Genomic DNA, 19956 nt, shown 5'->3' with positions numbered 1-19956 from the left:
GGGCTTCTGTTTTCAGATGTTTTATCTTTGTCTGAGGGCGGGCAAATACAAGACCGGCGGCAAAACCACTGTCTTGCCGCCGGATGACCGATTGTCTTGGGTAATGTTCTTTTGGTTAGCTGCTGCGAATGTCGGCAAGGAACTGATCGACCTGCGCGCGCAAGTCGTTTGAAAGCGTTCCGAGCTCTTCGGCAACATCAAGCACAAGGTGGGCCGCCTGATCGGTATCACCGACCGTGTTGCTGACCCGTTCAATGTTGCTGCTGACTTCCTGTGTGCCGATGGCGGCCTGTTCAACGTTCTGTGCAATTTCGCCGGTGGCATCGGACTGTTCGCCGACGGCTGCCGAGATGGTGTTGACCATTTCGGTGATGCGGCTGATCACGTCCGAAATATCCCCAATCGAGGTTACGGTCTTGCCGGTTTCTTCCTGAATGGCGGTGATTTGTTCGGCGATTTCGTTGGTGGCACGCGCTGTCTGGTTGGCAAGGTTTTTGACCTCTGCCGCGACAACGGCAAAGCCTTTGCCAGCTTCGCCCGCACGGGCCGCCTCGATGGTGGCGTTAAGCGCTAGAAGGTTGGTCTGACCGGCAATATCGCTGATCAGTTCGACAATCTCGCCAATGCGGTTGGCAACCTCGGACAGGCCCTGAACCGTGTCAGAAGACTGGGCGGCTTCACGGGATGCTTCGGCGGCAATCTGGGTGGATTTCTGCGCCTGTGCGCCAATCTGGGAAATGGATTCAGACAAGTGATCTGCCGCGTCTGCCACAGTCCGGACATTGACGGTGGCTTCCTCGGACGCGGCGGCAACGGTGGTTGCGCTTTTGCTAGCACGGTCCGCAGAATCAACAAGGCCACGTGCCGTGGTCTGCATGCGGTCGGCAGATGTAGACACCGCACCGACGATCTGGGCGATCACACCTTCGAAGCTGCCAATGTGGCGCTCGAGACTTTGCATGCGTTCTTCTCGGCGTTTGGATTCAATTTCCTGTTCGGCTTCCATCTGTTTTTTGGCAATCGCATTGGTGCGGAAGACATCAACAGATTTGGCCATCTCGCCAATTTCATCCTGGCGCGACAGGGCGTTGATTTCAAAGTTGGTGTTACCATCCGCAAGCGCGTTCATGTCATTGCCAAGATCAGACAGCGGGCCGGTGACGATCCGTGACAGCAGCACACGCATGCCAATAATGGTGGCAATGGCAATCGCCAGGCCGCCCAGAACAATGCCGATCAGAATGCGGTTGGTTTTTGCCTGTTCCGGGGCGACCGAAAGGCTGGACGACAGAACCGCGATCACGTCACCGGTATCGGCTTCCATCGCGCCATGGCAGCTAAAGCAGACTTCGCGATCCGCCCCCTTGGTTTCCCCCAGAACAATCGGCATGGACAGACGATAGGTACCGTTATCGGTATAGCGCCCGATCATCTGACCGGTTTCGATCGCCTCAGCATCAATTTCGTCGCGTGGGGTTTTAAGCGGTTTGTCGCCAAATTCTTCCATATAGGCCATGGTTGTCGGCCCCCATGCGGACCACAGCTCGCCCGGATAGTCACCATTGCGGCTGTCAAACCAGTTGTTGAACACCTGGATGCCGATGTCATCGATATCATCAGGGCGGGCTGCCATGACATTGACGATCAGCGCGTGCAACGATGTCAGTTCGTTTTCGCTAAGCTGATGGAGCTTTTCATCCATGGCCTTTTCTTCGACGACCGTCATCATCAAAAGCGCAATGATCACAGTGGCCGAGACGCCAAATGCGGACGCCCACATAAAGCGTTTGCGGATGCTCATGGCGTTGAAAGCAGACAGGATGCGCATGGTTATTCCCCGGTGGCGACGACTTCAAGAAACCCGATGAAACAGACTTTTACGATCCAATTCATGGGCTTTTGCACCATGCATGTTCGCGCAAAAAGTGCTTTGATATGCCTCAAGTTGTGCAAATTGAATTTGTATAGTTCGCAACGCGCGTGGAGGGGGTTTCATCGTGCCGGGGCTTGCCAGTTGTGCGTCAAACAGGCATAAGCAGGCCAGAAAACCCAAGCGATTTACAGGATTGTCTGATGACGCTGTCCTATAGCGACACCCGCAAGAAACTCGATCAGATCACCGCAGAAATGCTGGGGCTGATCCGCAAATATGATCTTGATGCTGCAAGCCCGTTTGACGTGATCGAAGTGGCGCGCGCCAAAATCACGGACCAGAACGACTATATCCGCTTTCTTGAGCTGTCTCTCGAAGGGCGGATTTACGGCGAGTATGGCGATGCGCTGCAAAAGCAGATCGACGAAGAAGCCAAACAGGCCGAGGCCGCGAAGAAACTGAACTAAGGTTTTTCAACGCGCTGTTTGCATATCGATTTGATTTTATGGCGGCCTGTCTTCATCGCGAAGGCGGGTCGTTTTCATATCTGCATCTTGGGTCTGGATTATGGGGCAAACTGGCAAAAATCTTCTAGTGGCGTGGTATCCGGGTTTTGCGGTTTTGCAAGAATAGGGCGCTTTGTCACAAATTCTTCCCGATCTTGTCACCGTGCTGCAGTTGAGAGGCCATGAAGTTCGGACTATATGGCTGCTGTGAACGACGCATCATCAAAAACGATGCGCAGCATTTCGGCGGTAAGACCCGCTGAAACCCCAACGAGCAACAGGATGGCTGACATGAAAAAGAGTTACGTCCAGACTCTGATGGAAGTCGAAAAAGTATTCGGTCAGATCAATGATCATGACTACCGCCTTTACCGGGCAGTCTGGGGTAACCGTCAGGCGGCCCAGACCGGACTGCCGCGCGGGACCCGTGCAGAAATCAGCAAGAAGCTGGCCAATGACTTTGTCGCGGCAAGCAGCCCGTCGACCCACACTCCGCATCGCACCGTTTCATCACACGCTGCCTGATCGCAGTGTGTGAACCAAGTGGCAGGGGACATAGCATCATGTACCTTGCCAATCCGCTCTGATTCAGGCATCAAGTGTCGCCGTATGTGATCTGGCCATGATATTCATGGCTTTTGACCTGCGCCGTAACATTTCCTGATATCTGGCCGGAGTATTCCATGTCGATCAAGTCGTTGATCCGTACCATTCCCGATTACCCGAAAAAGGGTATCATGTTTCGGGATATCACGACGCTGTTTGAAGACCCCTATGGTCTGAGCGAAGTGATCGACAGTTTCGCCGCCGAATTCCAGGACAAGAAGATCGACATGATCGCGGGTATCGAAGCCCGTGGCTTTGTCATCGGCCCGGCGGTTGCCGTTGCCCTTGGCGTGGGTTTTGTCACCATCCGTAAGCAGGGCAAGCTTCCGGCTGAAACAGTCGGTGTGGAATATGAGTTGGAATACGGCTCGGACGTGATCGAAATCCACAAGGATGCCGTCAAACCCGGCAGCCGCGTTCTGATCATGGATGATCTGATTGCAACCGGCGGTACGGCATTGGCTGCGATTGATCTGGTGGAGAAAATCGGGGCAGAGGTCGCTGGCTGCGCCTTTATCATCGATCTGCCCGACCTTGGCGGCGCACAAAAAATCCGTGATCGCGGTGTCGAAGAATTCCATCTTGTTGAATTCGAAGGCGACTAAGCACCCACGTCGTTCGTTGCGCCGCGCGGCAGGAATTGCGATTTTGCTGCCATATGCCTATATATTCATGTAGAATGCATAGGTTGCATTAGCTTTGTTCAACCGCACTTGACTCACCAAGGCAGAGGAAGATGGTCGCACCGGTCCAAAACGCACAGACAGTTTCACAAGCAGGCCACTATGGCCGGCTTGCGTCGGCTGGTGCGCGCGGTGTGTCGACGGTCAACCGTGACAGTCAGGTTGAAGCACCTTCTCAGCACTATACCTATGACCCGGATGACGACGGCATTCTGTTTAATGCCTTTGTCGATGGCAAAGACAAACGCCAGTCCGGGCAGGGTAATTCCGGCGAACAGAAAGACCAGCGCACCGAACAGCGCAACCTGTCCGCCGCACGCCGTGCCAGCGACAAGGAAGGCGCGGTCGAGATGGAAAGTGACGTTGATTTCGCAAGCCTGCTTGATCCGTCGATCCCGTTTGACCTGTCGGCCAATAGCGGCACCTCGTTTTATCAGGTGGTGAATGCCGTGACCCATGGTGTCGGCGTGCGCGGTACGCATCTGGATGCAACTGTCTAGCTTTGCCAGACGGCAGACGATTGCTTCTCTTTCCTTCCCTAAATTCGAAAAACCTGATTGGTGATGCTTGTTGGCGTCTGCCATAGACTTTATGATCCTTGGGAACGCGTAATTGTTTCCCAAGACCAGCGGGCCCAGCATGAAGAACAAGCCGGTTCTCAATACGGTATTTGACGCCGCATTCAGGTTCATTGACCTGGCACTCAATGACAACGAATACCTGCAGCCGCAAAAACTGCATCGTTTGTTGTATCTCGCACAGGCCTATTACGGGGCGAATTATCACGGCAACATGTTGATGCCCGCCATCTTTGTTGCCGAGGAATTCGGGCCGGTGGAACCGAACCTTTATGCCGTCATGGAAGAATCCCGGCCCGATGTGCGACTGAAATCGGTGGATCCGAAAACGGTACATTTCCTTGAAAGCATCTGGTCGCAATTTGGCCATCACACGGTCGAACATCTCAGCATGACCGTGCGCAACCATCCGCCCTACACCAAGGCCTATAAGGAAGGGATCGGGACGATCATCCCGTATGATGAGCTGGTTGAATTCTATGCCTCGGTCCGCAAGACTGCGACCACGCCCGAAGCCAAGGAAGTCGTGCGCCCACGCGTCATGCGCTCGCACAAGGGCAAGCCGGTCGCAACCACCGACTGGTTGCCGCGCAAGATCAAGTAATCAAAATTCTGTTGGTAAAGGCCCGTGATCGGCGGGCTTAGGGCTGGTTTTGCTGATCTTCCTTGCCCATGCCGCCAAGGTTCTGACAGGGATCGCCGCGCGCGATATCGTTGGTAAACCACATGAAATCGATATCGTCGGGGGCGCCAAACCGCATGGCGTAATCTTCGACCAGTGACGCGTCAGGGCCGGGATCATCAGCCTCGATCAGGCTGACGACAGCCATATCACGCATTTCAAGACCCGGCTCAAAACGTTTGATGTGCCAAGGGGCTGCAATGCTGTGGCGGACATGCATGGCACCGGCGATCAGGAACGCACCATCGATGCCGTCAATCTGGGCTGCATCCGTCATCGCACGGGCAAGCGATGCATCACGGGCAAACTGAACAGCAGAAAAACTGCCCAGCATGCTTTCAGGCAACATGTTGCAGTGGCCCTCGGCGATTTCGACATTAAACCGATCCAGCATTTCGGTCGGAATGTCGGGCAGGTCAAGCTTGGCTGCCAGATCATCGGGCAGGGCATCATTGCCCTCGCTGATCATGGGTTTCAGCAGATCATCTGGCAGATTGCCGGCCACCATCATCAGACCGTTGTCGCGTGCGGCCTGCGCGATCGGGGCGTAGTCATGCCAGGACGGCCAGCCTCGATCTTCCCACGCCAAGGCCGGGCCAAGTTCGGAAATCGGGAGTTCCTGCCAATTGTCATCAAGGGCGACCTGCTGATCGCGGGTAAACATTTCCCAAACAATCGCGCGTTCCTGGTCATCGGCCTTGCTCAGCGCATCGACAAGCTGGGCCTGATGATGATGGTGGATCGGGTTGTCATGCTTTTCGCCAATCAGAACATATTTGCGATCCGACAGGCGTTCGACCAGCACATCAAACATGATGTATTCGCCGGCTTTCACATCGAAAATCAAACCCGGTGCGGGGGGCAGGGCATTGACATCCGTGAGATTGCCCTTCGAACCGTTACTATCCTGCGCTGCTGCCGGGGTACTTGGTGTCACAGGCAAAAGAACGGCCGATGCCAGCACAACCGCAGAAACACCACGGGTCAGAGCACGTGCCAATGATCTGTTTGAATTGTGCGATGGAATCGGTGGTTGCATGGGCGATGGCGTTCCGGATCAAAGAAAAATGCAGTATATGCTCACTTGCTTATGTGCAAAGCTGTTTCCAGATCGTTAACAAGATCATCACAATCTTCGATCCCGACAGACAGGCGCAAAAGGTCCCCCGGAACGGGGCTGGTCGGGCCTTCGACAGAGGATCGATGTTCGATCAGGCTTTCAACCCCGCCAAGTGACGTCGCGCGTTTGAAAAGCTTGCACTGGTTGTGGAATTCAACCGCGCGCTTTTCACTGCCCTTGACCCGAAGCGACAGCATGCCGCCAAAGCCACCCTGCATCTGCTTTTTGGCGATGTCATGACCGACATGGCTTTCAAGACCTGGATACTGGACCTGTTCGATTTCCGGGTGGTTTTCGAAATGTTTGGCGATTGCCATGGCGTTCGCACTGGCGCGTTCGACACGAACCGAAAGGGTACGCATGCCGCGCAGTAGAAGCCAGGTTTCAAACACACCCAGAACCGCACCACCGGATGCATGCTGTTTGCAGACACGCTGCCAGAACTCGCTATTTGCTGCGGTGGTCAGCGATCCCGCCAGAACGTCACTGTGACCATTCAGGTACTTGGTGGCCGAATGCATAACGATATCGGCACCAAATTCAATCGGGCAGGTCAGAAGCGGGGTGGCAACGGTATTATCAACGGCGACAACCGCGCCTGCCGCCTTGGCCAGCTTGGCAACGGCGGCGATATCGGTAATCTGCCAATCTGGGTTGGCCGGGGTTTCAAGCCAGACCAGCTTGGTCTTGCCGGCAACAATGTGCTTGTCCCAGTCTGCGATATCGGCGTTATCGACAAAATCAAAGCTGATACCTGCACGTACACCACTATCAAGCATGAAGCTGCGCAGTGCCCAATACATCACCTTGGGGGCGACAACATGATCCCCCGGGTTGAGCGCATGCAATACCGCAACGGCGGCTGCCATGCCAGATGCAAACAGGCGGGTTTCAGAACCACCTTCAAGCTCGTTCAGAACCGCGCACGCCTGATCATATGTCGGGTTGTCGGCACGGGTATAGCAGCGCCCGTCATGGTAGCTGAGATCGGTGTTGCGTTCGAACGTGGTTGACGGATAAAGCGGTGGTGTAACGGATTTGGTCGCTTCATCGACCCAGCCAAGCGCCTGTGCGCTCACGGTGGCGGGGGACTGTTTTTTTGCATTATCAGACATGGTGGCACCTGATTTGGTTGAGATTTGTTGGCGCGCAACATAACGTGGTTCCCGCCACACACCAAACTGAATTGCCACCACATCCAATCTTTAGGTCCCCACATGACAGAATATCCAAAAATCACCCTGCCCAAGGAATGCGACGTTGTTGTTATCGGCGGCGGCATTCACGGGTCATCTTGTGCCTATTACCTGACGAAAGCCGGCATGAAAGTCGTGCTTCTGGAAAAGGACACGATTGCATCACATCAGTCCGGCCGGGCTTGGGGTTTTGTACGCCAGCAGGGGCGCGACCCGATTGAATTGCCGCTGATGATGGAAGGCAACAAGATCTGGCAAGGCCTTGAAAAGGAACTCGATGCCGATCTGGAATGGCGCCAGGGTGGCAATCTGTTCGTTGCCCGTGATGACAAGGAAATGTCGGAGTTTGAAGCCTGGATTGACGACACCAAACATTTTGGCATCGAAACCCAGGTCCTTGACCCCAAGGGTGTCACAAAAATGGTCCCGGGCATCACGACGCCGGGCGTTGGCGGGATCTTTACACCGTCCGATGGGCAGGCCGAACCGAAAAAGGCAGCACCAGCGATTGCCAAACGCGCAAGTGAAATGGGGGCCGTGATTGCCGAGGGCTGCGGCGCATTGTCGATCGAAACCGAAGGCGGTGCGATCAGTTCAGTCGTGTCCGAGCAGGGCGAAATCAAATGCAAATACGTCATTTGTGCTGCCGGGGCGGCGACACATAAATTCGTGGCAAAGTTCGGACGACGCATGCCGCAGCAAACCACACGTGGCACGGTCATTCGCACAACGCCAGTGCCCGACATTTCGGCTGCGGGGACTTTGGCTGCTGGTTTGGCGTTTCGTCAGCGCGCTGATGGCTCGATGAACATTGCCGATGAATTCATGACCGACATTGATGTGACCATGGGGCGCCTTAAGTTCGCGCGTGATTTCATGCCGGGCCTGTTTGATAACTGGGCGACCTTTAAGTTCCACATGAACAAGCGGTTCTTTGACGATCTGGTGGATCGCATGCCGGGATCGGATGCCGCAAAACAGCCAATGATCGGGCGACGCACGAATCAGGCGGAACCCTATGACGTGCGCGTTAAAAACGCGATGCGTAACCTGCAAAAGATCCTGCCGCAAATCAAGAAGGTCGGTATCGCCGATACATGGGCGGGGGATATCGATGTCACCCCGGATGCGGTGCCGGTAATCGATCAGTTCGACAACCCGGAACACTTCTTTGTCGCATCGGGCTTCTCGGGCCACGGCTTTGCCATGGGGCCTGTGGTTGGCAAGGTGCTGGCCGACTGGATCACCACCGGACAGCCATCGATCTCGATCAAGGGCATGGAGCTTGGCCGGTTCGAAGACGGTACCCGCCGTGTGCCGCGCACGCGGGTTTGATCCGGCGGTTTGCGAGAACGTATTTGTTCGCCTTAGCAAGTCCGCAGGTTTCATACTTGCGGACTTGACTTTACCGTGCGCTCACGCGACAAATTGGAATGTTATAACGTAACTTTTGTGTTGTGACGGCTTCATGAGGGTTGCAGTTATGGCATCGGGCCGGCTGATCTGTCGCCCAAACAGATGAACCGGACGGACCGGCAATGCCATCTGGTGTTGCCGGTCTTCTAATATGCTGTGACGGGTGTGGATGTTTTGGTCGTGCAGGGGGTTACAGGCTGCGGGCCAGCCGCAGGATAATCGCCCCGCCCAGTGTCATCATGGTCGAGGACAGCTTCACAAGATTAAGCTTTTCCCCCATGAAGAACACGCCGATCAAAAGGGCAAAGACAATACCGGTTTCGCGAAGCGCAACCACAAGCGGGATTGGCGCCTGCGTAAAGGCCCACATCACGGTGGCATAGGCGGCAAAGGACGCGGTTCCGCCCATCACAAAGACCTTTTTGCCCGATCTTGCAATATCGGCCAACATGCGTGGGCGCATGACGGTCACGATTACGGCAAAGATCACAACGTTTCCAATCGTCTGATAGCTGTAATAGCCAAGTGCCGTTCCGGCCAGTCGTGCACCGGTGCCATCCACCAGTGAATAGCTGCTGATAAAGCACCCGGTGATAATGGCGGCAAGGGCAGCATTGCGGTTGCGCAGGCCATCAGCCTGACGGGTGATGCACATGCTGATGATGCCAACCCCGATCACGACAATCGCCAGCCACTCGCTGACATGCAGGGTAACCCCCATGATCATCACCGAAACCCCGGCGACGATCAGTGGCGAAGACCCACGTGCAATTGGATAAACCTGGCTCAGATCACCAAGCCGGTAAGCCAAAATCAGAAACAGCTGATAACCAATATGAAGCCCGATGGATCCGATCAGATAGGGCCAGCTTTCCGGGGCCGGAAGGTCGACAAACGGCAGCAGAAGCAAAACAATCGGTGTATGGCCCAGCACGATTGCCGTCATGTTCATCAGTTTGTCCGAGCCACCCTTGACCAATGCATTCCACACGGCATGCATCAGAGCAGCACCCATTACGGCAAGAAAGACAGTCAAACTCATGGCGGGGCAATCAATGTTACGGTTTTGTGACGCAATCATTGATGCTTAGCACGCAGTTTGAAAAACCACCAAACCGAACTTGAGTGGGCTGCTATGTCGCAGACGCCGTAGGCTCGACCTTTTCGCGGGTTGTCGATGCGGGTTTGGGTTTACCCGCAAAGAACCGGGTTGCACCAATCGGCGGGGCGATGAAATCATCCTCCGCAATTCCGGCATCCTTGCGTGCGGTGGCCAGTCGAGTGGGTGGTTCATCAACCGGTTCGGCGGTCAGGACAAAGGTCCCCCAATGAATGGCAAGCGCCTGTTTGACTCCCATTTTCTGCATGATCTGAATGGCTTCTTCGGGATTGCAGTGGGCATTGCGCATGAAGTCGCGCGGGTCATAGGCCCCGATAGGGATCAGGCCAAAATCAATCCCACCATGTATGGCACCCATTTCGGTAAACAGCGCCTCGTTCCAGCCGGTATCCCCGACAAAATAGAACCGGTAGCCGTCAGCGAACTCAAGGACATACCCACCCCACAGCATTTCCTTGCGGTCCTTCGTGGTGCGGCTTGACCAATGGTTGGACGGGACATGGGTGATTACGAGGTCCCCGTGATGATGGCTTTCATCCCAGTCGAGCTCGACATAACGATCAGTATTGATGCCCGCCTTTTCCAGAAGCGCACCGTTCTTAAGCGGCAGGGCATAAAGCGGCGTGTTGCCAAGCTGCGTCAGGCTATCAAGATCGAAATGGTCATAGTGATTATGCGACAGCAACACCAGATCAAGCTTGGGCAGCTGATCAATGGCAAGGCCCGGCTGGGTATAGCGTTTCGGACCAAGGCGCTTGAACGGCGATGCGCGCTCGGAAAACACCGGATCGGTCAGGATATTCAGCCCGCCATATTGCACCAGCACCGTGGCATGACCAACCCATGTGACCTGCAGGCGGGTCGGGTCGGGATTGTGTATGGCCGCATGATCGGGGGCTTCGGTCGGGATCTTGCCGATTTGATGTTTGGCCTTGGGCCAGTTGTCATCGCCAAAATAGCGCCGCCGCAAAAAGTGCCAGAAGGACCGTTTGACCGTATCGGGCAGGGGATGGCGGTTTTCAAAACCGGTATCGGTGTGATGGTCGGGTTTGGTTTGTTGCTGCACTTTTATGTCCTGCTCCGATGGTGGCGTAACCGCCCTGATGGGTTTTACGACCCATTATAAGGTAACGGTCAATCTCACCGGCGCAAGGGAAAGGCCGGAATGCGGGGCACACGTTCCGGCCTTTCGGGGTGCTTTCGCGGGTGCTGGGACGCAAACCGCGAAAGCAGGGGGGACTTGTTGGTTATGCGATCAATTGATCATTCGATGACGGCGACATAGCTTTCAAGCGCCGGGGTTTCTTCGATCAGGCCCTGTTTGACCATGTAATCGGCAAAGCGGGCATAGCGGGCCTTATCAAGGGCGGCCGGGCGCAGGGCAAAGCGCGGCAGGGTATCGGCCCAGGCCTCGATGTTGAGTTCGTCATCAAGGTTCGGATAGGCGGAAATAAAGGCCTGCCAGCTGTCATCTGGATGGTTGATCAGGTACTGCACACCTTCTTCAAGGGCGGCGAGCATGCGGGCATAGCGTGGATCATCGGTCTGATCATTACGGACTGTGAGGATCAGCTCGTCATAGGGCGGAACGCCTTCTTCCTCGACAAAGAATGCCTTGCCCGGCTTGCCTTCGATCTCCATCTGGTTGAGCTCGAAATTGCGATAGCCGCCAATGATCGCATCGACCTGACCGGAATAAAGCGAAGGTGAAAGCGAGAAGTTCACATTGATCAACTCGACATCGTCAATCGAGACGCCGTGATTGGCCAGCATGGTGCCAAGAAGTGCATCTTCAAACCCGGCCAGGGAATAACCGATTTTCTTGCCCTTAAGGTCGGCGATCTCCTTGATCGGGCCGTCTTCAAGCACAATCAGGCTGTTAAGCGGGGTGGCCACAAGTGTGCCGATCCGGGTTAGCGGCAGACCTTCGGCGGCCTGAACATGAAGCTGTGGCTGATAGTTCACCGCTACGTCACCCTGACCAGCGGCGACAAGGCGCGGCGGGGCGGACGGATCGGACGGTTCGATCAGCTCGACATCGAGATCATGGTTGGCAAAGAACCCCTTTTCCTTGGCAACGATCAGCGGCGCGTGATCGGGGTTTACAAACCAATCAAGAAGAATGGTCAGCTTGTCCGCAGCAAAAGCGGTGCTCGATGTTCCCAGAACAGCAGCTCCAAGACTGGCTGCGGTAAGTATGGATTTAAGGCGTGGCATGGAAGAACCTCCGTATTTATGCGCCTTTATGCGCTGGGCGTTAATTGTATGAGGATTGTTTTCACCGCCCATCAGGCAGCGATATTCGGTTTATTGTGCCGGTTTCAAACTGTCGGGCTGCCATGGCAGGGCGGCGCGCAGCACGCGATCGACAATGAAATATTGCGTGATTGAAAACGCACACAGGATCAGAAGACAGGCGAAAACCATATCGATCTGAACCCGGGCATTGGCATGCAACATCAGATAACCCAGACCGTGACTGGACCCGACCCATTCGCCAATCACCGCCCCAATCGGGGCGACGGCGGTGGCCACCCGAAAGCCCGATGCAAAGGCGGGCAGGGCGGCGGGCAGGCGAATATGGGTCAAGAGCCGCCAGCGGCTGGCCCCCATGGTGCGCGCCAGATCAAGCCAGCCGGTTTCAGTCCGTGACAAGCCATCAAAGAAGGCCACCGTAACCGGGAAGAAAATGATCAGGGCGGCCATGGCGATCTTGGATGCCAGACCAAAGCCAAGCCACAGCACCAGAAGCGGGGCCAGGGCAAAGAACGGAATGGCTTGCGAAACAAGCAGGATCGGCATCAACCAGAAACGCACCGGCGAAAACAGCGCCATCGGAATGGCGGCCAAGGTGCCAAGGGCGGCACCGGCAAACAGACCAATGACGGTTTCGGCAATGGTGTATTGCGCGTGATCGAACAAGACATCATGGCGTGCGATCAATGTCGCCCAGACGTCAGAGGGCGTTGGCAGCATGTATTTCGGCGCCCCCGTGACAATGACCAGCATCTGCCAGGTGGCAATCAAGGCGACAATGATGATCAGCGGCCTTGCAAGTTTGAGCCAGCGCCGTTCTGACAGCGGTTTTGATTTGGTGTGAGGATTGATTGGGTTGGTCATGCCGCGCCCTCCGACTGATCGGCGCCCAGTTGCTCCAGAAGTTCGGCCTGCTGGGCCAGAATTTCTGGGTCGGCGATGTTGCGCGGGCTTTGGCCCTTGGGCGTGATGGCATCCTGTAGCCGCGCCGGGCTGCCAGACAGCACATGAACCCGGTAGCCCAATCGCAGGGCCTCCAGCGGATCGTGGGTTACCAACAAAACCGTTTTGCCGCGCAGCACCCGTGCCGCCAGTTCCTGCAGACGCAAACGGTTGAGCGGATCAAGGGCGGAAAACGGTTCGTCCATCAGAACCACCGGGCGGTCTTCCATCAGCGTTCTGGCAAGGGCGGCACGCTGTTTCATGCCGCCAGAAAGTTCTGCGGGGCGCAGATGGGCGGCATCAGCCAACCCGACCTCATTTAACAAATGTGAGGCTTTGTCATGTTTTGGTTTTTCACCGCGCAGGACAGCACCCAGCACCACGTTTTCATGCACGGTACGCCAGGGCAAAAGCAGGTCCTGCTGCGCCATATAGGCGACACGCCCAGTAAGGGGGAGATTGTCGGAACAGGTGATGGTACCGCGAACATCGCCTTCGACGAGGCCCGCGAAATACCGCAAAAGCGTGCTTTTGCCGACACCACTTGGTCCCAGCAGGCAGGTAAAGCTGCCCGCCTGTAACGTCAGGTCAAGGTCATGGAAAATGTCCGCGCCATTAAAAGCAACGCTGGCGCCATCAAGGGCGATATCAAATTTCGTGGGATTTTGCGCCGTCTGGGGCGCGTGTTCTGTGCTGCGCATACGATCCTTCCTACGCCGGTCTTAACCGGTTCAGGTTCAAAGGGTCGTTCGGCAACACCGAACCTCTCAGCCGATTTACGATCGGCCCCCCCGGAGATCACGGGACTATGCGCAGACAATTTGCTGCCGTCAAGGTTTGTGACATCAAATCGCAACAGACTGGCAAAACGAAATATGAGGAAGCCTCAGGTTTCTTCATGGACCTGATCAAGCGTCTTGCGCACAGCATTGGCCAACTCACGGTTCGTGTAAGGCTTGCTGATCAGGGGATAGACCGGTTTATCCTCGGCGCGTTCATGCAAGACCCCGGCGGTAAAGCCCGAACAGGTCAGCACAGCCAGATGCGGGCGGAGTTCACGCGCCTTGTCGCCCAGTTCCAGTCCGTTCATGCCGCCTGGCATGACGATATCGGTAAAGACCATATCGATGTCATCGCGTTCTTCAATGATGGCGAGGCCTTCCTTGCCGCTGTGGGCGATGATGGTCTGGTAACCATACTCGCCAAGTGCTGAGGCGGCGATTTCGGCCAGCTGTTGTTCATCATCAACAATCAGGACCGTTTCGGTGCCACGTTCCGGATCGGCTTCGGTGTCGAAGTTGGTGTAGGGGATCTTCGGGCCAACGTCATCGGCAAGCGGCAGGTAAATCCGGAATGTGGTGCCAATGCCGACCTCGGAATAAAGCGAGATATAGCCCCCGGATCGTTTGACAAAGCCATACACCATGGCAAGGCCAAGGCCGGTGCCCTTGCCGCGTTCCTTGGTGGTGAAGAAGGGCTGGAAGATCTGTTCGGCGACCTCGGCTGACATGCCCTTGCCATCGTCACTGACGATCAGTTCGACGTAATCGCCTTCCGGGACTTTTTGCACGGCGGGGACCGTGACGGCATCAATATGCGAAACCCGGGTTTCGATGGTCACTTGCCCGCCATCGGGCATGGCGTCGCGGGCATTGACGGCAAGATTGATGATCGCGTCCTCGAAATCGCCGACATTGAGCCGCACCGGCGGAAGGTCATCGGACAGTTTCAGATCAAACGAGATTTTTGATGTAATGGATTTGCCAATCAGGTCGCGCAGTTCGACAAGAATATCGTTAATCACCAGCGCTTCGTTTTCCTCTGGCGCCTGGCGCGAGAAGTTCAGCAAGCGCCGTGTCAGAGTGGCTCCGCGTTCTGCCGCCGTCATGGCCTTGCCGACGAACTTCGTGATGGGGGAGTCTTCTTCAAGTTTGCGTCGGGCGAGGTCGAGGTTGCCGACAATGATACCCAGAAGATTGTTGAAGTCATGGGCGACCCCGCCGGTCAATTGCCCGATGGCTTCCATTTTCTGGGAGCGGCGCAGTTGATGCTCCAGCGCGTGTTCTTGGGTCAGGTCGGTGATCGAGGCAATGAAATGGCGCCGGCCCTGCACATTCATTTCAGCAATGCCAAGGTTCATCGGGAAGATCGTGCCATTCTTGTTCTTGCCTTTGACCTCGCGACCCTTGCCAATGATCTGGGCGTCCCCGGTATTGAGATAATTTTTGAAATAGGTGTGATGGCGCGAACTGTCGGGATTGGGCATCAGGATCGAGACGTTCTGACCAATGACTTCCTCAGCACTATAGCCAAAGATGTTTTCGGCTTCGGGATTGAAGCCCTCGATCACGCCGGTTTCATCGGCAAAGACAATCCCGACCGTGACACTTTCGAACGCCACCCGGAACCGCTCGCGCGTTTCAATCAGGGCGGTGATGTCACGCCCGGTCCCGCGATAGCCAAGGAAGGTGCCAACCTCGTCATAGACAGGAACGCCCGAGATCGAAATCGTCAGCACCGTATGATCATTGAGTTGGACCTGATACTGGAAATCGCGAAATTGCTGACGCGCTTCGAGCATCTCATAGTGTTTGCGCCATTTCGGGGTGTCGGTCGGCTCGGCGGCATATTCGTCACGCCGTTTGCCCTGCACATTATCGATGTCGAAGTTCGGAACATCCGCCGCACGGATGCTGGTGTCCTTGACGCGATGATCGGCATCGGTTTCCCAAACCCAGTCTGACGCGGTCTGGGTGAAGTCCCGGAACCTGCGCTCGCTGACGCGCAATTCGCGTTCTTTGCTCTTAAGCTCGGTAATGTCGGTTCTAACGCCAACGATGCCGCCATCTTCGGTGCGCTGTTCGGAGATCAGAAGCCAGCGATCGCCGACCTGCTGTTCAACCCGGCTTGTCGGTTGGCGATGTTGTTCAAGCCGATCCGCTAGCCAGATTTCCTCGACACCAACGGCATCGGGGAACGCACCGCGTGACAGGCCGACCCGCAGGATATGCTCAAACCTGGCGCCTGGTTTAATGGCATCGGCATGGGTTTTATAGATGTCACGATAGACATCATTACAGATGACCAAACGGTCTTCGGCATCAAACAGGGCAAAACCTTCGCTGGAAGATTTCAGGGCATGTTCAAGAACCCTTTGGGCGCGTTCGGCCTCTTTGCGGGCTTGAACGGCCTGATCTTGCGCGCGCAGGGTGCCGTTGATCACATGCATGATCTGGGAATAGGTATAGGTGGTGGCCACGGCAATGGCCGCGATCCCCAAGGTCATCAACATGATCGCGGTGTTTATGAACGGTGCGATCATCTCGTCACGGGGGGCTTCGACAATGACGGCTACACCCATTTTGGGAACAGGGGCATAGGCAATAAGCAACTCATTGCCATGTTCATCTATGACCCACGTCAAACCGGATTGCCCGGCCAAACCAGCAAGCATCGGTCTGGCATAATCTGCGTCCAGGGAAATCTTGCGACTGTGATCGCGCTCTTTGATCCTGGTTTCCTGATGAACAAGAATATCAATTCCATCGTCGACACGTCGAACGAACAGAAGTTCTTCTGTGCCTTGAAGTGCTGAAAGTGAGTTGAACGCGTCCCGCACCTGCGACAGGGTTGCTGCAAATGCAGCTTCATTGTGATTTTCCGGTGCTTTGCGGTTGTCATAGGCTGCAACGGCGTTGATCATCTCGGCATTGGTTTCCGCAAGGCTCAGCATCGACGCACTGCGCCCTTTGATCATGTCCTTGTAGAGAACCTGCAGGCTTCCGATGCCAATGACCAGCGCGACCAGGATCATCGGTGTCAGGATTTTGACAAGGAGCAGGGGCTTTTTCATCAGCGTGCCATCATTTGAATGAGTTAGGACCCTCGGACCCAGCGACCCTAGGAAAGGAAACGTTCTTCGATTTCGGCCGGGGAGATGGGCCGGGCCATGTGAAAGCCCTGACCGATTTCACAGCCCGTGCTTTTGAGCCAGTCATAGGTTTGCTGATCCTCGATCCCCTCGGCGACGACACGCATATTCAGACCATGGGCCAGGGATAGCGACATTTGCGCAACCGCCTGACATTCGCGGTCTGTCATGGCCTGACGGATAAAGGACTGATCGATTTTCAATTCGTTGAACGGTACGCGCACCAGTTGCTGCATGGATGAATAGCCGGTGCCGAAATCATCAATCGACAGGCCAAAGTTCTTCATGCGAAGCCGGGTCAGGATATCCATATAAGAGCCGACATTTTCCATGATCGCCGTTTCGGTCAGTTCAATGATGATCTTTTCCGGGGCGATATCACGGGCCTTGATCATGTCATCAAGCTTTTCGGGCATATCAAGATCGACGACCGTGGTCGGGGAGACGTTGATCGACATGGTGATGTCATGGTCGCGCCATCTCGCCATCTGCGACATGGCTTCTTCAAGCACATATTCGGTCAATTCGTTTATCAGGCCCGATTGCTCCGCTAGGGGAATGAACAAGCCCGGATGGATCAGGCCACGCGTCGGGTGTTGCCAGCGCAACAGCGCCTCGACCCCTGCGATGGCCCCGGTATCGAGATCAAATTGCGGCTGGTAGACCAAAAAGAACTCGTGCTTGGCAATGCCACGCCGCAATCCCTGTTCCGTTGGCAGGGCAGAGGGCGGATCTTGCGGGCGATGTGCATGCGGGATGAATTTGCCAAGAATGTCTTCAAGTTGATCAATGGTGAACGGCTTTTCAAGAACACCCAGCACTTCCATATTGCGCGCGGATGCCAGTTCGGATGCCGAATGCAGGATGGATTTGTCCTTACCACTCATCAGAACCAGCGATGCGTGTGAGCGATTTTCATGCAGGAAGCGAATGATCTCGATGCCATCAAGTTTGGGCATGAACAGATCAAGGATGATGATGTCAAACGCGGTGGAGTAGGCGCGGACAAAATCGTCGGCATCCGAGACGGCGACCGCATTGTGGCCAATGGCAGTGACCGCATCCGCGACGAACTCGCTCATATCTGTTTCGTCATCAATGACCAGAATATTGAACTGATCGGTTTTGGAGATGTGCAAGGCAAGTCTCTCTATACGTCAAAAAGACCATAAAAATTGGCTTATAAGAATCGATATAGGGAGCCTAGCTGTCTGTATAAGGGGTGCCATCCTCATTTGAGGGCATATTTTTGCAACTTCTGCGCGATGCGATTTGAAATTATCTGCGTTTGCCGCGTTCCTTGTGGGAAATCAGATCAAATCCGGCCTTGCACAGAGCCGCGAAACCCGGCACTTCTCGGGATATGCTTGCATCATTATCCGGTTTGAAATGATGACCCTGCCTGATCACAGAACCCGGACAATCGCGCCGCGCATGATTGCGGCCGAGATTTATCGCGGGTCAAGTTATGGCCCGAAACACCCGCTGGCGATCCCGCGTGTATCCTTGGTGGTCGATATGGTCCATGCGCTGGGCTGGGTGGATGAAACAACCTATCTGACCGGGCCGGTGGCGACGCCCGATCAATTGGCACGTTTCCATGACCAGGACTATATCGCCGCCGTCATGCAGGCCGAACGCGATCAATCCTTGCCCGATGACATGATGGAGCGGTTCGGGTTGGGCAAGAACGGCAATCCGATTTATCCGGAAATTTTCCGGCGTCCGGCAACTGCGGCCGGATCATCGATGATGGCGGCCAACCTGATCCGCGATGGCGGCATCATGCATCATCCGGCAGGCGGTACGCACCATGGTTTGCGCGACCGGGCATCGGGCTTTTGTTACTTCAACGACCCGGTTTTGGGGATTTATGCCTTGCTCGATTCCGGGCTGGATCGGGTTTTATATGTCGATATTGACGCCCATCACGGGGACGGCGTGCAATATGCCTTTGCCGAGGATGAGCGGGTTCTGACCGTGTCAGTGCATCAGGAAGACCTGTGGCCCAAGACTGGTGCAATCAATGATATTGCCGGGGGTATGGCGCGCAACTTGCCGATGCCGGGCGGCATGCATGATGACGAGATGCGCTACGTCCTGTTTGAATATTTGATTCCTCTTGGATTAAGTTTTGCGCCGCAAGCTATTGTTTTGCAATGTGGATGTGATACTCTTGCCGAAGATCCACTGTCCAGACAGCTTTTGGGCAACCAGTCGATCTGGGAAGTCGTGGGGACGATGACCCGATTGGCGCCCCGAAGTCTTGTTTTGGGAGGCGGAGGATATAGTCCATATGGCGTTGCACGCTGTTGGTCCGGGGTGTGGGCAACCATTAACGGGATCGAAATACCTGATGTGTTACCCATCACAGCGGAAAATATCCTGCGTGTCATAAAATGGTCGCATAGTCGTGGCAGACAGCCAGCAAGTGAATTGTTTACCACACTTGCGGATGCATGGCGGGGTGGCGCCATCCGGGACGAGGTTCGGGAGCGCGTCAGAAGACTAAGAGGATATGGGGTATGAAGTCGTTCTTTCAGATGACTTTGGTTGTGTGCTTTATCAGCGCGGCGGTTGTTGCCGGGCTGAATGCAAAGGCAACCGGATTTGAACGGTCGCGTCTTCTTGTTGATGGCGAAGTGTTCAATGTCGAAATGGCCGTGACACCCGAAGAAAGGTCACGCGGCCTGATGTTCCGCACCGAAATGGCCAAGGATGCCGGCATGCTGTTTGATTTCGGCAGCGCGCGCGACATTTCGATGTGGATGAAAAACACCTTCATCTCGCTTGATATGCTGTTCATTGACGCCAAGGGCACGATTGTCGGCATTGAAAAGCGCACGGTCCCGCAATCAGAAACCATCATTCCGTCGCCAAAGCCGGTGCGTTTTGTGCTTGAACTGAATGGCGGGTCTTCGGACCGGATGGGCTTTGAGGTCGGTGAAAAGGTCGAAGGCCTGCCGCGTTAAGCCGGGCAGGCGGCTTATCACCGATCGCCAAATGATCAATCAGCAATAGCAAGGCCGCAGGTGATATCTGCGGCC

At 55.4% G+C, this 19956-nt stretch carries 18 protein-coding genes and 1 riboswitch; of the genes, 8 read left to right on the top strand and 10 right to left on the bottom strand.

Translation table 11 applies throughout. The features are described 5' to 3' along the window. Positions 1–115: 115 nt before the first annotated feature. Positions 116–1828 carry a methyl-accepting chemotaxis protein gene (locus ACXAIA_RS07300; protein ID WP_475348760.1) on the bottom strand — a complete coding sequence of 571 codons (1713 nt, stop codon included), beginning with the start codon at positions 1826–1828 and terminating at the stop codon, positions 116–118. Positions 1829–2073: 245 nt separating this feature from the next. On the opposite strand from ACXAIA_RS07300, the gene ACXAIA_RS07295 reads away from it, so the two are divergent. The 5 genes from ACXAIA_RS07295 (at position 2074) to ACXAIA_RS07275 (ending at position 4850) form a co-directional block, all read left to right on the top strand. Beyond that, positions 2074–2340, top strand: a complete 267-nt coding sequence (locus ACXAIA_RS07295) for a hypothetical protein (RefSeq protein ID WP_475347230.1) — start codon at positions 2074–2076, stop codon at positions 2338–2340. A 330-nt stretch (positions 2341–2670) separates the two neighbouring features. Further along, a complete protein-coding gene (locus ACXAIA_RS07290; protein WP_475348759.1) occupies positions 2671–2904 on the top strand; it encodes a hypothetical protein in 234 nt (77 codons plus the stop codon). 158 nt (positions 2905–3062) lie between these two features. Then, positions 3063–3590: an adenine phosphoribosyltransferase gene (locus ACXAIA_RS07285; protein ID WP_062955328.1), complete on the top strand. Its 528-nt coding sequence runs from the start codon at positions 3063–3065 to the stop codon at positions 3588–3590. A gap of 131 nt (positions 3591–3721) precedes the next feature. Further along, a complete protein-coding gene (locus ACXAIA_RS07280) occupies positions 3722–4168 on the top strand; it encodes a hypothetical protein (RefSeq protein WP_475348758.1) in 447 nt (148 codons plus the stop codon). Between the two features lie 139 nt (positions 4169–4307). Then, positions 4308–4850, top strand: a complete 543-nt coding sequence (locus ACXAIA_RS07275) for a Panacea domain-containing protein (RefSeq protein ID WP_475348757.1) — start codon at positions 4308–4310, stop codon at positions 4848–4850. Positions 4851–4887: 37 nt separating this feature from the next. Here ACXAIA_RS07275 and ACXAIA_RS07270 read toward each other — a convergent pair whose 3' ends face one another. Both ACXAIA_RS07270 and ACXAIA_RS07265 read right to left on the bottom strand, forming a co-directional pair. Further along, on the bottom strand, positions 4888–5967 hold the full coding sequence (locus tag ACXAIA_RS07270; RefSeq protein ID WP_475348756.1) for a ChaN family lipoprotein: 1080 nt from the start codon (positions 5965–5967) through the stop codon (positions 4888–4890). 41 nt (positions 5968–6008) lie between these two features. Continuing rightward, the gene (locus tag ACXAIA_RS07265; protein ID WP_475348755.1) at positions 6009–7163 is read right to left on the bottom strand and encodes a trans-sulfuration enzyme family protein; all 1155 of its coding nucleotides are present in this window, start codon (positions 7161–7163) and stop codon (positions 6009–6011) included. A 102-nt stretch (positions 7164–7265) separates the two neighbouring features. Between ACXAIA_RS07265 and ACXAIA_RS07260 the strand changes: the two genes are divergently transcribed. Next, positions 7266–8579, top strand: coding sequence for an NAD(P)/FAD-dependent oxidoreductase (locus tag ACXAIA_RS07260; protein ID WP_475348754.1), 1314 nt, complete (start codon positions 7266–7268; stop codon positions 8577–8579). A 271-nt stretch (positions 8580–8850) separates the two neighbouring features. On the opposite strand, the gene ACXAIA_RS07255 is transcribed toward ACXAIA_RS07260, so the two are convergent. The 7 genes from ACXAIA_RS07255 to ACXAIA_RS07225 form a co-directional block, all read right to left on the bottom strand. Then, entirely contained in the window at positions 8851–9702 is an 852-nt protein-coding gene (locus ACXAIA_RS07255) for an EamA family transporter (RefSeq protein WP_475348753.1), read from the bottom strand. Between the two features lie 91 nt (positions 9703–9793). Further along, the gene (locus ACXAIA_RS07250; protein WP_475348752.1) at positions 9794–10846 is read right to left on the bottom strand and encodes an MBL fold metallo-hydrolase; all 1053 of its coding nucleotides are present in this window, start codon (positions 10844–10846) and stop codon (positions 9794–9796) included. Positions 10847–11043: 197 nt separating this feature from the next. Next, the gene (locus tag ACXAIA_RS07245) at positions 11044–11997 is read right to left on the bottom strand and encodes an ABC transporter substrate-binding protein (RefSeq protein WP_475348751.1); all 954 of its coding nucleotides are present in this window, start codon (positions 11995–11997) and stop codon (positions 11044–11046) included. A 90-nt stretch (positions 11998–12087) separates the two neighbouring features. Next, on the bottom strand, positions 12088–12900 hold the full coding sequence (locus ACXAIA_RS07240; RefSeq protein ID WP_475348750.1) for an ABC transporter permease: 813 nt from the start codon (positions 12898–12900) through the stop codon (positions 12088–12090). After that, a complete protein-coding gene (locus ACXAIA_RS07235; RefSeq protein WP_475348749.1) occupies positions 12897–13679 on the bottom strand; it encodes an ABC transporter ATP-binding protein in 783 nt (260 codons plus the stop codon). The genes ACXAIA_RS07240 and ACXAIA_RS07235 overlap by 4 nt, the downstream gene beginning before the upstream one ends. Further along, positions 13670–13781, bottom strand: a riboswitch (TPP riboswitch). It overlaps the preceding gene by 10 nt. An 83-nt stretch (positions 13782–13864) precedes the next feature. After that, positions 13865–16831, bottom strand: a complete 2967-nt coding sequence (locus ACXAIA_RS07230) for a PAS domain S-box protein (RefSeq protein WP_475348748.1) — start codon at positions 16829–16831, stop codon at positions 13865–13867. Positions 16832–16878: 47 nt separating this feature from the next. Further along, a complete protein-coding gene (locus ACXAIA_RS07225; RefSeq protein ID WP_475348747.1) occupies positions 16879–18048 on the bottom strand; it encodes a GGDEF/EAL domain-containing response regulator in 1170 nt (389 codons plus the stop codon). 133 nt (positions 18049–18181) lie between these two features. Between ACXAIA_RS07225 and ACXAIA_RS07220 the strand changes: the two genes are divergently transcribed. Together ACXAIA_RS07220 and ACXAIA_RS07215 are read left to right on the top strand one after the other, a co-directional pair. Then, a complete protein-coding gene (locus tag ACXAIA_RS07220) occupies positions 18182–19438 on the top strand; it encodes an acetoin utilization protein AcuC (protein WP_475348746.1) in 1257 nt (418 codons plus the stop codon). After that, entirely contained in the window at positions 19435–19881 is a 447-nt protein-coding gene (locus ACXAIA_RS07215) for a DUF192 domain-containing protein (RefSeq protein ID WP_475348745.1), read from the top strand. Before ACXAIA_RS07220 ends, ACXAIA_RS07215 begins: the two co-directional genes overlap by 4 nt. The last annotated feature ends 75 nt before the right edge of the window (positions 19882–19956 follow it).

Source organism: Thalassospira sp. ABL2_045, assembly GCF_056161285.1.
The sequence above is the reverse complement of the archived record's forward strand: the minus strand, read 5'-3'. Positions and strand labels throughout refer to the sequence as shown.